The following is a 13,715-nucleotide window of genomic DNA, read 5'->3' as shown; positions in this document are numbered from 1 at the left end:
AGCCCACCGAATCCAACCGAGTCCAAGCGAGTCATCCCCCCCCGCATACTCCCGTCCCAGCACAGAAAGCACGTGAGAACCATGCCCACAAGATCCTCCCGAATCGTCGGCGCCCTCGGCCTGCTCGCCCTCGCGGGCCCCCTCGCCGCATGCGGAACGGAGTCGGAGGCGGCGGCACCGCTCAGCAACCTGAGCGGATCGAGCGCCGGCAGCCACCCCGAGTGGAAGAAGTACACGTTCACCATCGGTGACAACGGCGGCGACGGCAGCCAGGAGCTGGCGAAGATCACCGGAGTCTTCGACAACGCGCCGTACAAGGTGAAGTTCGCCCGTTTCACCTACGGCCCGCCGCTCGTCCAGGCCGCCGCGTCGGGCGACATCGACCTCGGCAGCGTCGGCGACGTACCGCCGATCACCGGCGCCGCGAAGGAGTACGGCTTCAAGGTCGTCGCCGTGAACCGATCCCTGAGGCCCGACCAGGCGAACGAGAACATCATCGTGCCGAAGGGCTCGACCCTGAAGACGCTCGCGGACCTCAAGGGCAAGAAACTCGCCGTCCCGCAGGGCAGTTCGGCCCACGGTCTCGCCCTGAACGCGCTCAAGAGCGTCGGTCTCGGCCCCAAGGACGTGAAACTCGTCTTCCTCGACCCGGCGGCCGGTGCCACGGCGTTCAACACCGGCAAGGTGGACGCCTGGTCCATCTGGAACCCGCAGTCGGCGATCGCGGTCAAGAACGGTGCGCGGATCCTGGCGAAGGGTCTCCCGCCCATCGACCAGACCAGCAGCTACTACGTCGCCAGCGAGAAGTCGCTGAACGACAAGACGAAGCGGGCGGCCCTCACGGACGTCCTCAAGCGGCTGGCCCACGAGTTCGCCTGGGCCGTCCAGCACGAGGACAAGTACGCGGAGGCGATATCCAAGGAGGAGGGCATCCCCCTGGCCGACGCGAAGGCCTCCCTGAAGACCTTCGAGACCCGGGTCACCCCGGTGGAGAAGTCGGACATCGCGGCGGAGCAGAAGCTCGCCGACGCCTTCCTGGAGGCGGGCCAGATCACCAAGACGGTCGACGTCGGGTCGATCACCGACAACCTCCTCCCGGCCGGGTACGACAGCTCGAAGCTGGAGGTCACGTCATGAGCCTCGTGAACCCCGTGGGCGAGAGACGACGCCGGCTCCACCTCAACGCCTTCCTCATGGAGGCCGGCCATCACGAGGCCGCCTGGCGGCTCCCGCACAGCAACCCGCGGGCGGACTTCGACCTGCGGCACTGGATCGAGCTGGCCCGGCTGGCCGAGAGCGCCAAGTTCGACTCGCTGTTCCTCGCCGACGGCCCGGCCCTGAACGGCACCGGCGAGTTCCGGCCGCCGGGCCAGCTCGAACCGCTGACGCTGCTGACCGTCCTGTCCCAGGCGACCAGCAGGATCGGCCTCATCGCGACCGTGTCGTCGACGTACAACGAGCCCTACAACCTGGCCCGTCGCCTCGCCTCGGTCGACCACGTCAGCGGCGGCCGCGCCGGCTGGAACATCGTCACCTCGGCGGGCGCCGACGAGGCGGCCAACTTCGGCCTCGTCGACCGTCCCGACCACGCCCGGCGCTACGCCAGGGCCGACGAGTTCCTCCAGGTCGCCAAGGCGCTGTGGGACAGCTGGGAGTCCGAGGCCGTCGTGGCGGACAAGGCCACGGGGCGTTACGCGGACCCGGCCCGGCTGCACGGGCTCGACCACCGGGGCACGCACTTCTCGGTGGCCGGCCCGCTCAACGTCGAGCGTCCGCCGCAGGGTTACCCGCTGCTCGTGCAGGCCGGCTCCTCCGAGGACGGCAAGGACTTCGCGGCCCGGCACGCCGAGGCGATCTTCACCGCCCACCGGACGTACGAGCGCGCGACCGCCTTCTACGCCGACATCAAGGCCAGGACCAGGGCCGCGGGACGGGACCCGGACGGCGTGATCGTGCTGCCGGGGATCGTCCCGTACATCGGGTCGACCGAGGAGGAAGCGCGAGCGCTGGCGAAGGAGTTCGACGAGATGCGCGTACCGGAGTACGGGCTGCGTCAGCTGGCATCGATCTTCGAGACCGAGCCGTCGGTGTTCGAACTCGACGCCCCGCTGCCGGACTTCGTCCTCGCCCGGCCGAAACTGGAGGGCTCGCAGAGCCGCTCCGACCTCATCATCGAGCTCGCCGTACGAGAGAAGCTGACGGTCCGCCAGATCATCTCGCGGCTCGGGGGCGGTCGCGGCCACTTCGAGTTCGTCGGCACGCCCGAGCAGGTGGCGGACACGATCATCACCTGGTTCGAGGGCGGTGCCGCCGACGGATTCAACATCATGGCACCGGCCCTGCCGTCCGGCCTGGCGGCCTTCGTCGAGCACGTGCTGCCGATCCTGCGCGGCAAGGGCCTGTTCCGGGAGGAGTACGAGGGCACGACGCTGCGCGAGCACTACGGACTGCCGGTACCGGCCAACCAGTTCCACCGCTCCGATGGCTGACACCGGACCTCCCGCCCTGCGCGTGAAGGGGCTCAGCAAGACGTACGAGGACGGCTTCACCGCGGTGGCCGGGCTGGACCTGGAGATCCCCGACGGGGCCTTCTTCGGTCTGCTCGGCCCGAACGGCGCCGGCAAGACCACGCTGATCGGCTCGGTGTGCAACATAGTCCGGCCCACCACCGGCACCCTCACCGTCTTCGGCCACGACCACCGGACCCGGGAGGCGCGTCGGCTGCTCGGTCTTGCCGAGCAGGAGATCAACGTCGACCGGTTCCTGTCGATCCGTCAGATGCTGATCTACCACGCCGGATACCACGGCATCGGCCGGAGGGCGGCGGTTCGGCGCGCGGACGAACTGCTCGCCGTGTTCCGCCTCGACGTCAAGGCCGACGCCCGCGCCTACGAACTGTCCGGCGGGATGCAGCGCCGGCTCGTCATCGCGCGGGCGCTCATGCACCGCCCCCGGCTGCTCATCCTCGACGAGCCGACGGCCGGTGTCGACGTGGAGCTGCGCTCGGAGATCTGGCGGCTGGTCAAGGGCCTCAACGCGGCCGGCACCACTGTCCTGCTCACGACGCACTACCTGGAGGAGGCGGAGACGTTGTGCGACGAGATCGCCCTGCTGCGGGCCGGCCGGATCGTCGACCGCGGCTCCGCGGCCTCCCTGCGCAGCCGTTACGGGGCGCGGGACATCTCGGAGGTCTACGACCGGGTGATCACGGGGGAGGGGGTGGCATGACCGGCACCCCGGACGCGGCGGCCCTCCCGTCGTACGACGAGCCCTTCAAGCCCGAACGGGCGCCGTTCCTCTGGCTGTTGGAGCGGGAGATCCTGCGCTTCCTGACGATCTGGCGCTACAGCGTCGTCGGCCCGGTGCTGTCGACCGTGCTGTTCGTCGTCGTCTTCGGTTCCGCCCTCGGCGGCCACGTCGACACGATCGACGGTGTCTCCTACGGCCGTTTCATCGTGCCCGGCCTCTTCGCGCAGGCGATCGTCAACGTGGGCTTCTTCAACGGCACGACCAGCCTGTTCGAGGCCCGCCGCGACCGGTACATCCACGACGTGTTCGCCAGCCCGCTGCGCTGGTGGGAGATCAACGCGGCGCTGGTGAGCGGCGGTATCGCCCGAGGGACGATCGTGGGCGGGGGAGTTCTGGCGGTGGCCCTCCCGCTCACCGGGAGCGGTAGCGTCGCCCGCCCCTTCGTCCTGCTCTTCGGAACGCTCGGCGTGCTCCTGGTCGCCGCGCAGGTTGGCGTGATCGCGGGCAGCCTCGCCAAGTCCCTCGACCACGTCTACTCCATGGAGTCGATCATCCTGCTGCCGCTGGGCTTCCTCGGCGGCGTCTTCTACTCGGTCCGCCGGCTCCCGCCGGTCTGGGACGTCCTGAGCCACCTCGACCCGGTCTTCTGGCTGGTCCAGGTCGAGCGGATCGGCTTCCTCGGCCAGGGCGACGTCGGCGCGGGCTGGGCCCTGCTGGTGGTCTGGGCCCTAGCCGCCGCGCTCTCGGCATGGTCCGCCGCCATGTTCGCCACGGGCCGCCTCAAGCCCTGATCCCCTGACCCTGATCCCCGTCGCGGGAAGGAACGCATGCCATGACGAGCACCGATTCCGAACAGACCCTCCAAACCGACGTGTTGGTGATCGGCGGCGGCCCCGCCGGCACCTGGGCGGCGATCAAGGCCGCCCAGGCCGGCGCCGACGTCGTCCTGGCCGACAAGGGCCACACGGGTGCGAGCGGAGCGACCGCATCGGTCGGCACCGGCATCTGGTACGTCGACGACGTCCCCGAACTGCGCGAGGCCGCCATGGCGAGCCGGGAGGGCCTCGGCGGCCACCTCGCCGACCGGGACTGGATGGCCCGGGTCCTCGACGAGACCCACGCCCGCATGGACGAGCTCGCCCGGGTCCAGCGTTACCCCTTCCCCATGGACGCTCACGGCCGTCAGCTCCGCGGTGACCTCCAAGGCCCCGAGTACATGCGCCGGCAGGGGATCCGCGTACAGCGCCTGGGCGTACGCATCCTCGACCACACACCCGCACTGGAGCTGCTGGTCGATGCCGACTCGGTCGTGTCGGGCGCGCGGGCGCTGGACCGTACGACCGGTGAGAGCGTGCGCATCGAGGCGGGTGCGGTCGTGCTCGCCGCCGGCGGCTGCGCCTTCCGGTCCAAGACCCTCGGTTGTGACGTCAACACCGGGGACGGCGCACTGCTGGCCGTGGAGGCGGGAGCACAGCTGTCCGGGATGGAGTTCTCCAACGCCTATGCCATCGCTCCCAAGGGCACGTCGTTGACCAAGACGGCCTACTACTCCTGGGCGAGCTTCTACCGTGCCGACGGTTCGGTACTCGAAGGGGCGGCCAGCAAGGGCGGCAGGTCGGCGATCGCGCGGGCGCTGCTCAGGGAACCGGTCTACGCCCGCTTCGACCGGGCGACGCCCGACGACCAGCGAGCGATGCGCAAGGGGCAGCCGAACACCTTCCTCGTCTTCGACCGGCTGGGCATCAACCCGTTCACGGACCTCTTCGAGATCACCCTGCTGGCCGAGGGCACCGTGCGCGGGACGGGCGGAGTACGCATCGCCGGCCACGACTGCTCGACCGACGTCCCCGGCCTGTACGCGGCCGGGGACACCACGGCACGCAAGCTGATCTGCGGCGGCTTCACCCGAGGCGGCAGCCACAACGCCCCGAGGGCCGACTCCTCGGGCAGCTGGGCGGGCCGGGGCGCCGCCGCGTTCGCCACCCGGCGAGGCCGTCCCGGCCACGGGCTGCGGGCGGTCGGCACGGCCGGTCTGCGGCCGACCGGTGCCGTGACGGTCGGCCACCGCGAGGTCGTCGCCGACGTACAGCGCCAGGTGCTGCCGTACGACCGCAACTACCTGCGGCACGCGGACCGGCTGGGCCCGGCCCTGCGCTTCCTGCACGGGACGTGGACCGCGGTGCGCGAAGGGCTGGGCGCACGCGGCGAGGACCTGTTCCGGGCCAGGGAGGCGGCCGCGATGGTCGCGCACGGCCGCTGGATGTACCACGCGGCCCTGCGGCGGACGGAGTCGCGCGGCATGCACAAGCGCATCGACCGGCCGGCGCAGGACCCGGCCCAGCACTACCGGCTGCTCACGGGCGGGCTAGACGAGGTCTGGAGCCGTCCGGAGTCCGCGCCTCGGGCGGCGCTCGCCGGAGGAGGTCGGGCCGCGTGATCGAGATCGTCGAACGGGACCGTTGCACAGGCTGCGACCTGTGCATCGACGTGTGCCCGACGCGCGTGTTCGACCGCGGCCCGGACGGCGTCCCGGTGATCGCGAGACAGGGTGACTGCCAGACCTGCTTCCAGTGCGAGGCGTACTGCCCCACCGACGCCCTCTTCGTCGCGCCGCTGGTGACCGCGGCCGCTCCGGGTTCGCGCTTCCACGACGCGGGCGAGCTGGAGCGGTCCGGCCTGCTCGGCGGATACCGCCGCGAACTCGGCTGGGGCAGGGGAAGAACACTCGGCGCCCGAACCGCGGTGGGGCCCGAGTTCCCCGACTGATCCATGGCCGGTCCGTGGGCGTTCCCCGCCGCCGCATCCACTGTGCCGCGCACGGGGGCGGGTGCCGTCGCCCGGGTCGACGGCACTGCGCGTCGGCGGAGCGGTCCTGTCTCGCCCGCTGGGACGCGTGGTGGACGCACCGATCCCGGGTGTGCTTTCATCCGGCCATGGAAACCACTGGCCCGGCACACACGGTGCTGCTCGACCCGTTCTGGGTGAGCCGCCGCGCCGACCAGTTCGACCAGGTCTGTTGCTGACCGCCGTCCCACGGCTCGCGACCTCGTTCCTCTCTTCCCGTCTGCTCTTTCCGGCTGCCCTCGACTAGCCCGTACCCAGGGCGAGTTGTGAGGGGCGGCCGACCGCCGTTGCCGCGAAGGAACCCCCATGGCCCAGCCCACAGCCCTGCCCGTCATCGACATCTCCCGCTTCCGTGCCGCGGACACGGACCGTGCCGCCTTTCTCGCCGAACTCCGGTCCGCGGCCCACGAGGTGGGGTTCTTCTACGTCACCGGACACGGTGTCCCCACAGCTCTGCGGGACGAGGCGCTGGCCGCGGCACGCGCCTTCTTCGCCCTGCCCGAGAAGCAGCGGCTGGCGATCGAGAACCTCAACTCGCCCCAGTTCCGCGGCTATACGCGCACCGGTACCGAGTACACGGCGGGCAGCGCCGACTGGCGGGAGCAGATCGACATCGGTCCGGAGCGGGCGGCGTTGGACACCGGCCCGGACGACCCCGACTACCTGCGCCTGGTCGGCCCCAACCAATGGCCCTCCGCGCTCCCGGACTTGAAGGACATCGTGCTGCGCTGGCAGGCGGAGGCCCTGCGGGTCAGCCGGGAGGTGCTGCGTGCCCTCGCGGCGGCGCTCGGACAGGACGAGGGCTACTTCGACCAGTGGTTCGACGACGAGGCGGCCGTCCACGTGAAGATCGTGCACTATCCGCCGCGGGCCGCGCAGGACGCCGACCAGGGGGTGGGCGCGCACAAGGACTACGGCTACCTCGCCCTCCTCCAGCAGGACGACGTCGGCGGTCTCCAGGTGCAGCGCGAGGACGGCGGCTGGATCGACGCGGTGCCGGTGCCCGACGCCTTCGTGTTCAACATCGGCGAGATGCTGGAGATCGCCACCCAGGGCTATCTGAAAGCCACTCGGCACCGGGTCGTCAGCCCGCAGCCGGGTATCGACCGCTACTCGATCCCCTTCTTCCTCGGCCCGCGCCTGGACGCGGTCGTCAAGCCGCTGAGCCTCCCTCCCGAACTGGCCGCGCTGAGCCGGGGCGTCACCGACGACCCGGGCAATCCGCTGCTCGCCGCCTTCGGTGAGAACGCGGTCGTCGGCTGGCTCCGCTCGCATCCACGGGTCGCCGAACGCTGGTGGTCCGACGTCCTGGCCAGGCAGGAGGGCGGCCGATGAGCACCGCCGACTGGGCCTTCGAGACCCGGCAGGTACACGCCGGCGCGGTCCCCGACCCGGCCACCGGCGCGCGGGCGGTACCGATCCACGCGACCGCCGGCTATCTCTTCCGGGACACCGGGCACGCCGCCGCGGCCTTCGAACTGGCCGACCTCGCCACCCACGCGTACACCCGGCTGTCGAATCCGACCACCGCGGTGGCGGAGGAGCGGATCGCCGCCCTGGAGGGCGGTTCGGCGGCGGTCGCCGTGGCCAGCGGCCAGGCCGCGACCAGCCTCGCCCTGCTCAACCTGGCCCGCGCGGGCGACCACATCGTCGCCTCGTCGTCCCTGTACGGCGGCACCCGCACCCTGCTGGAGCACACGTTCGCCGACTTCGGCATCGACGTCACCTTCGTCGACGACCCGGACGACCTGGGCGCCTGGTACACGGCCGTACGGCCCACCACCAAGGCGTTCTTCGGCGAGACCCTCGGCAACCCGCGCGGCAACGTCCTCGACACCGAGGCGGTCGCCCGCATCGCCCACGAGGCCGGTGTCCCGCTCGTCGTCGACAACACCGTGCTCACCCCCTACCTGCTGCGGCCCCTCGAACACGGCGCCGACATCGTCGTGCACTCCACCACCAAGTTCCTGTCCGGCCACGGCACCGGCATCGGCGGGGTCGTCGTGGACAGCGGGCGCTTCGACTTCGGCGCGGATCCCGGCCGCTGGCCCGGACTGACCGGCCCGGACCCGACGTACAACGGCCTGTCCTTCTGGGACTCATTCGCCGGCCTCGGACTCGCCTACGCACTGCGCCTGCGCACCCGGCTGGTGCGGGACCTGGGCCCGGCCGTCTCCCCCTTCAACAGCTTCCTGCTCCTGCAGGGTCTGGAGACGCTCAGCCTGCGCATCGAACGACACGTCGCCAACGCCCACTTGCTCGCCACCTGGCTGGAGGAACAGCCCCAAGTGACGCGGGTGCATTACGCCGCACTGCCCTCCAGCCCCTGGCGGACGCAGGCCAAGCGCTATCTGCCGCGCGGCGCCGGAGCGGTGCTCTCCTTCGAACTCGCGGGCGGTCTGGAGGCGGGCCGGCGCTTCGTGGAAGGGGTCCGGCTGTTCAGCCATCTCGCGAACATCGGCGACGTCCGCAGCCTCGTCATCCACCCCGCCTCCACCACCCACGCCCAGCTGGATCCCGCTCAGCAGGCCGCGGCCGGGGTCACCCCCGGTCTGGTGCGGCTGTCCGTCGGCATCGAAGGCGTCGACGACCTGATCGCCGACCTCGACGCAGGCCTGCGAGCAGCCGCCGTATGAACCCCGTCGCACGCGCCCGAGGAGCCCGATCCGCCATGCGCCGCAGCACCGCCCTCCGGCTCGCCGCCACCGCAGTCCTCGCCGGCCTGGCCGCGACCGCCTGCGGCACCGGCGCGGCCGACGACCCCGCCAACGCCGGACAGACCAGCCAGGCGCCCCAGCCCACCGCCATCGACACCGGCGCCACCGTCGACGTACGCCTCGTCCTTGAGCCGACCAGCCTCGACATCGCCGACACGGCGGGCGCGGCCCTCGACCAGATCCTGCTCGACAACATCTACCAGGGCCTGCTCACCCGCGACGAGAACAACAAGATCGAGCCGAGCCTGGCCACGTCCTACGACCAGTCGCCGGACGGGCTCACCTACACCTTCCACCTCGCCGAGAACGCCGCCTTCCACGACGGGACCGAGGTCACCGCGGCCGACGCCGTCTGGTCGCTGCGGCAGGTCACCGCGGCCGGCTCGAAGAACCCCGACGCGGCCGCGCTCGTCTCCGTGAAGAACGTCTCGGCCACCGACGACCACACCGTCGTCGTCACACTCAAGCACCGTGACACCGGCTTCACCTGGGGGCTGACCGGCCGGGCCGGCATCGTCTTCAAGAAGGGCACCGACTTCTCCTCCCTCGCCGGGAAGGAGAACGGCACCGGCCCGTTCAAGCTGGGCAACTGGAAGCGCGGCTCGTCCATCACCTTCGTCCGCGACGACGCCTACTGGGGGAAGAAGGCCAAGGTCGCCAAGGTCGTCCTCCACTACATCAAGGACGACAACGCCGCCAACAACGCCCAGCAGACCGGCCAGACCGACATCGAGACCGCCGCCGACGCGACCCTGCTCCAGCCGTTCGCCGACACGAGCAAGTACACCGTGCTGCGTGGCGACACCACCGACAAGTTCACGCTCGCGTTCAACAACGCCTCCGGCCCCACCAAGGACCTCCGGGTGCGCCGCGCGATCCGCCGGGCCGTCGACAACGCCGGCCTCGTCAAGACCCTCGGCGGCGCGGCCAGGCTGGTCGGCGGCCCCGTCCCGGCCACCGACCCCGGCTACGCGGACCTCACCGCCGTCGACGCCTACGACCCCGCGAGCGCCAGGAAGCTGCTGAAGCAGGCCGGTTACGGCAGCGGCCTCAAGCTCACCGTGCAGATCCCCAACATCTACCCGACGGAGATCGGCGACTACCTCGCTTCCGAACTGAAGCAGGTGGGCATCCAACTCACCGTCCGGCAGGTCGAGTTCCAGACCTGGCTCGACTCCGTCTACACCAAGCACGACTACCAGCTCAGCCTCGTCGACCACGCCGAGGCCCGCGACCTGAGCAACTTCGCCAACCCCGCCTACTACTTCGGCTACGACAACGCCGACGTCCAGAAGTGGTACGCCGCCGCCCAGACCGCCACCGGCGACACCGAGCGCGACGCGCTGCTGAGGAAGGCGGCCAGGCAGGTCTCCGAGGACGCCGCCGCCGACTGGCTGTTCGTCAACCAGACCCTCACCGTCGTACGCGGCGGAGTCACCGGCGTGCCGCGCAACTTCACCAGCAACCGCTACGACCTCGCGGACCTCGCCGTGGCGAAGAAGTGAGGCCCGCGTGACGCTCTACGTGGTGCGCCGGGCCGTACTCCTCGTGGTGTCCCTCCTCGCCGCCAGCCTGCTGGTCTTCCTGGTGCTGCGGCTGCTGCCCGGCGACGTCGCCCAGACCATCGGCGGCATCAAGGCCACCCCGGCCCAGGTCGCGGCCGTACGCCACGACCTGGGCCTGGACCGGCCCCTCGCCGCCCAGTACGGCAGCTGGATCGGCGGCGTCGTCACCGGTGACTTCGGGCGCTCGGCCCTGGACGGCACGTCGGTGTCCGGGCAGCTCGCCGAGAAGTTCGCCGTGACCGGGCCGCTCGCCGCGGGCGCCGTCGTCCTCGCACTCGCCTTCGCCGTCCCCCTGGGCGTCTTCGCCGCCGTCCGCCGCGAGTCACGGCTCGGCGGCGCGGTCAACGCCATCGGGCAGCTCGGCATCGCGCTGCCCACCCTGTGGGTCGGGCTGCTGCTCGTCGTGGTCCTCGCGGTCCAGGTCCGCTGGCTGCCCGCCCAGGGGTTCCCCGTGGACGGCTGGGACGAGCCGGGGCAGGCACTGCGCAGCCTGGTCCTGCCCTGGCTGACGCTGGCCCTCTCCGAGGGCGCCGTCCTGCTGCGGTTCGTCCGGTCCGCCGTCCTGGACGTCCTGCACCAGGACTGGCTGCGCACCGCCCGCGCCAAGGGCCACACCCGGACCGGCGCACTGGTACGGCACGGGCTGCGCAACGCGGCCGTCCCCGTGGTGTCGGTGCTCGGTCTGCAGATCGCCGCGCTGATCGCGGGCGCGGTCGTCGTGGAGCAGGTCTTCGTGCTGCCCGGCGTCGGCCAGATGCTGATCACGGACGTCGGCAACCGCGACCTGGACAAGGTGCAGGGCGAGGTCCTGCTGCTCACCGGCGCCGTGCTCGTCATCGGATTCCTGGTGGACCTCGCCCACCGGCTGATCGACCCGAGACTGCGGAGCGCGGTATGAGGATCCCCGTCGTCGCCCGCGCGTTGCTGCGCAGCCGCAGCGGTCTCGCCGGAACCGTCCTCGTCGGCCTCCTCGTCCTGTCCGCCCTGGTCTCCCTGGTGTGGACGCCGTACGACCCCACCCTCGCGCGTCCGCAGGACGGCTGGCTGCTGCCCTTCTCCGGCGGGCACGTCCTCGGCACCGACCGGCTGGGCCGCGACGAGCTGAGCCAGCTGCTGGCCGGCGCCCGCGCCACCCTGCTCACCGCCGTCCTCGCGGCCACCGTCGCCGCCGTCGTGGGGCTCGTCCTCGCGCTGACGGCGGTGCTGGTGCCGCGCTGGATCGGCGCCGCCGTCGTGCAGCTCACCGACGTCCTGATCGCCTTCCCCGTCCTGCTGATCGCGATGATCCTCACCGCGGTGTACGGCGGCTCCACGTGGACCGTGGTCGGCGCCGTCGGCATCGGAGCGGGCGTCAACCTCGCCCGGGTCGCCCGCGCCGAGGCCGGGCGCGTGCTGAACACCGACTACGTGCTCGCCGCCCACGCCGCGGGCTCCGGCACCTGGCGCACCGTGCGCAAGCACCTGCTGCCGAACATCGCGCCCACCCTCGTGGTGCAGCTCTCGCTCGTGCTGTCCGTGGCGGTGCTCGCCGAGGCGGCCCTGTCGTTCCTCGGGTTCGGGGCGCCGGCGCCCGCGGTCTCCTGGGGGCGCATGCTGCACGAGCAGCAGCAGTACATCGCCGCCCGCCCGCTGCTCGTGATCTGGCCGGGGCTCGCCGTCGCCGCCTCCGTCCTCGGGTTCAACCTGCTCGGGGACGGGCTGCGCGAGGCCGCCGACGCGCGCCTGCGGGTCCGGGACGCCGTCGACACCCGCCCGCGGGTCCGGGAGGCGTCATGAGCCTGCTGACGGTCAGCGATCTGAGCGTGCGGATCGGCGGTGCCACCGTCGTCGACGAGGTCGGCTTCGAGCTCGCCCCCGGGGAACGGCTCGCGCTGATCGGCGAGTCCGGTTCCGGCAAGTCGCTCACCGCCCTCGCCGTGATGGGGCTGCTGCCCGACGGCGCCCGGGCCACCGGCAGCGTCCGCTTCGGCGAGCGGGAACTGCTCGGCCTCGGCGACCGCGCCCTGTCCCGGCTGCGCGGCGAGCGCATGGCCATGGTCTTCCAGGAACCCATGAGCGCGCTCAACCCCCTGATGCGCATCGGCAGGCAGCTCTCCGAGCCGCTGCGGCTGCACCGCGGCCTGAACCGGCGCCGGGCCGCGGCCGCCGCCGTCGAACTCGCCGCGCAGGTGGGCCTGCCGGACCCGGAACTCGTCGTCCGCTCCTGGCCCCACCAGCTCTCCGGCGGCCAGCGCCAGCGGGTCGGCCTGGCCATGGCCCTCGCCACCAGCCCGGCGCTTCTGATCGCCGACGAACCCACCACCGCCCTCGACGTCACCGTCCAGGCCGACATGCTCGCCCTCCTGGACGGACTCGTCCGCGAGCACGGCACCGCGCTGCTGTTCATCAGCCACGACCTCGCCGTAGTCGCCCAGCTGTGCCAGCGGGCCGCCGTGCTCAAGGACGGCCGGCTCGTCGAGGAGGGCGCCACCGACACCCTGGTTCGGCGTCCTCGACACCCCTACACCCAGCGGCTGGTGGCGGCCGCCCGCGCCACCGGATCCGAGGAGGTCACCCGATGACCGAGCTGCTGAAGGGCACCGGCCTCAGCCGCAGCTTCCGGCTGCCGCGCACCTCGCTGTTCGCCCCGGCCGTCCACCGCCACGCCGTCCAGGACGTGTCACTTCAGCTGCGCGAAGGCCACAGCCTCGGCATCGTGGGGGAGTCCGGCTCCGGCAAGTCGACCCTGGCCCGGCTGCTGCTCGCCCTGGACCGGCCCGACTCCGGGACGGTGCACTACCGAGGGCGCGAGGTGAAGCCGGGCAGGCTGCCCTGGTTCCGGCGCGAGGTGCAGGTCGTGCTCCAGGACCCGATGGGCTCGCTCGACCCGCGCGCCACCGTCCGCGACATCGTCGCCGAGCCGCTGGAGTGCCTGCGGCTGCCCGGCGACCACGACGACCGGGTGGACGAACTGCTGCGCGCGGTCGGCCTGGACCCCTCCGTGCGCGGCCGGTATCCGCACGAGTTCTCCGGCGGACAGCGGCAGCGCATCGCCCTGGCCCGCGCCCTCGCCCCCGGCCCGAAGGTCCTCGTCGGCGACGAACCGCTCAGCGCCCTCGACGTGTCCGTGCGGGCACAGATCCTCGCCCTCCTCGACGACCTCGCCGCGGCCTACGGACTGACGCTGCTGCTCGTCTCGCACGACATCGGCGTCGTACGGCGGCTGTGTACCGACGTGCTGGTGATGAAGGACGGCCGAGCCGTCGAACAGGGGCCGGCCGCCACCGTGCTGGCCGAGCCCCGCCACCCGTACACACGCCGCCTGCTGGCCGCCGTACCCCGGCTGCCCGCCTGACCGGGA

General features: G+C 71.8%; 13 protein-coding genes. All 13 read left to right on the top strand.

The window, feature by feature from the left end:
• The first annotated feature begins 81 nt into the window (after positions 1–81).
• Positions 82–1,137, top strand: a complete 1,056-nt coding sequence (locus KVT45_RS27255) for an aliphatic sulfonate ABC transporter substrate-binding protein (protein WP_217551741.1) — start codon at positions 82–84, stop codon at positions 1,135–1,137.
• Entirely contained in the window at positions 1,134–2,489 is a 1,356-nt protein-coding gene (locus tag KVT45_RS27250) for an LLM class flavin-dependent oxidoreductase (RefSeq protein ID WP_217551740.1), read from the top strand. Before KVT45_RS27255 ends, KVT45_RS27250 begins: the two co-directional genes overlap by 4 nt.
• Positions 2,482–3,228 carry an ABC transporter ATP-binding protein gene (locus KVT45_RS27245; protein ID WP_217551739.1) on the top strand — a complete coding sequence of 249 codons (747 nt, stop codon included), beginning with the start codon at positions 2,482–2,484 and terminating at the stop codon, positions 3,226–3,228. Before KVT45_RS27250 ends, KVT45_RS27245 begins: the two co-directional genes overlap by 8 nt.
• Positions 3,225–4,040 (top strand): ABC transporter permease, encoded by an 816-nt coding sequence (locus KVT45_RS27240; protein WP_217551738.1) that lies wholly within the window; start codon positions 3,225–3,227, stop codon positions 4,038–4,040. Before KVT45_RS27245 ends, KVT45_RS27240 begins: the two co-directional genes overlap by 4 nt.
• Positions 4,041–4,081: 41 nt before the next feature.
• A complete protein-coding gene (locus KVT45_RS27235; RefSeq protein WP_217551737.1) occupies positions 4,082–5,686 on the top strand; it encodes an FAD-dependent oxidoreductase in 1,605 nt (534 codons plus the stop codon).
• The gene (locus KVT45_RS27230; protein ID WP_308310875.1) at positions 5,683–6,015 is read left to right on the top strand and encodes a ferredoxin family protein; all 333 of its coding nucleotides are present in this window, start codon (positions 5,683–5,685) and stop codon (positions 6,013–6,015) included. Before KVT45_RS27235 ends, KVT45_RS27230 begins: the two co-directional genes overlap by 4 nt.
• A 384-nt stretch (positions 6,016–6,399) precedes the next feature.
• The gene (locus KVT45_RS27225; protein ID WP_217551736.1) at positions 6,400–7,428 is read left to right on the top strand and encodes an isopenicillin N synthase family oxygenase; all 1,029 of its coding nucleotides are present in this window, start codon (positions 6,400–6,402) and stop codon (positions 7,426–7,428) included.
• Complete coding sequence (locus KVT45_RS27220) at positions 7,425–8,729, top strand: O-acetylhomoserine aminocarboxypropyltransferase/cysteine synthase family protein (RefSeq protein ID WP_217551735.1); 1,305 nt, start codon at positions 7,425–7,427, stop codon at positions 8,727–8,729. The genes KVT45_RS27225 and KVT45_RS27220 overlap by 4 nt, the downstream gene beginning before the upstream one ends.
• 35 nt (positions 8,730–8,764) lie before the next feature.
• Complete coding sequence (locus tag KVT45_RS27215; RefSeq protein WP_217551734.1) at positions 8,765–10,315, top strand: ABC transporter substrate-binding protein; 1,551 nt, start codon at positions 8,765–8,767, stop codon at positions 10,313–10,315.
• 7 nt (positions 10,316–10,322) lie between these two features.
• Entirely contained in the window at positions 10,323–11,273 is a 951-nt protein-coding gene (locus KVT45_RS58140; protein WP_217551733.1) for an ABC transporter permease, read from the top strand.
• Positions 11,270–12,151, top strand: a complete 882-nt coding sequence (locus KVT45_RS27205) for an ABC transporter permease (RefSeq protein WP_217551732.1) — start codon at positions 11,270–11,272, stop codon at positions 12,149–12,151. Before KVT45_RS58140 ends, KVT45_RS27205 begins: the two co-directional genes overlap by 4 nt.
• Entirely contained in the window at positions 12,148–12,936 is a 789-nt protein-coding gene (locus tag KVT45_RS27200) for an ABC transporter ATP-binding protein (RefSeq protein WP_217551731.1), read from the top strand. The genes KVT45_RS27205 and KVT45_RS27200 overlap by 4 nt, the downstream gene beginning before the upstream one ends.
• On the top strand, positions 12,933–13,709 hold the full coding sequence (locus KVT45_RS27195; protein WP_217551730.1) for an ATP-binding cassette domain-containing protein: 777 nt from the start codon (positions 12,933–12,935) through the stop codon (positions 13,707–13,709). The genes KVT45_RS27200 and KVT45_RS27195 overlap by 4 nt, the downstream gene beginning before the upstream one ends.
• Positions 13,710–13,715 lie beyond the last annotated feature (6 nt).

Source organism: Streptomyces sp. GbtcB6 (assembly GCF_019091475.1).
Classification (GTDB): domain Bacteria; phylum Actinomycetota; class Actinomycetes; order Streptomycetales; family Streptomycetaceae; genus Streptomyces; species Streptomyces hyaluromycini.
This window is presented reverse-complemented; position numbering and strand designations above follow the sequence as displayed.

What these genes read in the sequence shown, in the direction of transcription:
- KVT45_RS27255 (WP_217551741.1), top strand. Translation starts at nt 82, where the DNA reads ATGCCCACAAGATCCTCCCGAATCGTCGGCGCCCTCGGCCTGCTCGCC.
- KVT45_RS27250 (WP_217551740.1), top strand. Translation starts at nt 1,134, where the DNA reads ATGAGCCTCGTGAACCCCGTGGGCGAGAGACGACGCCGGCTCCACCTC.
- KVT45_RS27245 (WP_217551739.1), top strand. Translation starts at nt 2,482, where the DNA reads ATGGCTGACACCGGACCTCCCGCCCTGCGCGTGAAGGGGCTCAGCAAG.
- KVT45_RS27240 (WP_217551738.1), top strand. Translation starts at nt 3,225, where the DNA reads ATGACCGGCACCCCGGACGCGGCGGCCCTCCCGTCGTACGACGAGCCC.
- KVT45_RS27235 (WP_217551737.1), top strand. Translation starts at nt 4,082, where the DNA reads ATGACGAGCACCGATTCCGAACAGACCCTCCAAACCGACGTGTTGGTG.
- KVT45_RS27225 (WP_217551736.1), top strand. Translation starts at nt 6,400, where the DNA reads ATGGCCCAGCCCACAGCCCTGCCCGTCATCGACATCTCCCGCTTCCGT.
- KVT45_RS27220 (WP_217551735.1), top strand. Translation starts at nt 7,425, where the DNA reads ATGAGCACCGCCGACTGGGCCTTCGAGACCCGGCAGGTACACGCCGGC.
- KVT45_RS27215 (WP_217551734.1), top strand. Translation starts at nt 8,765, where the DNA reads ATGCGCCGCAGCACCGCCCTCCGGCTCGCCGCCACCGCAGTCCTCGCC.
- KVT45_RS27205 (WP_217551732.1), top strand. Translation starts at nt 11,270, where the DNA reads ATGAGGATCCCCGTCGTCGCCCGCGCGTTGCTGCGCAGCCGCAGCGGT.
- KVT45_RS27200 (WP_217551731.1), top strand. Translation starts at nt 12,148, where the DNA reads ATGAGCCTGCTGACGGTCAGCGATCTGAGCGTGCGGATCGGCGGTGCC.
- KVT45_RS27195 (WP_217551730.1), top strand. Translation starts at nt 12,933, where the DNA reads ATGACCGAGCTGCTGAAGGGCACCGGCCTCAGCCGCAGCTTCCGGCTG.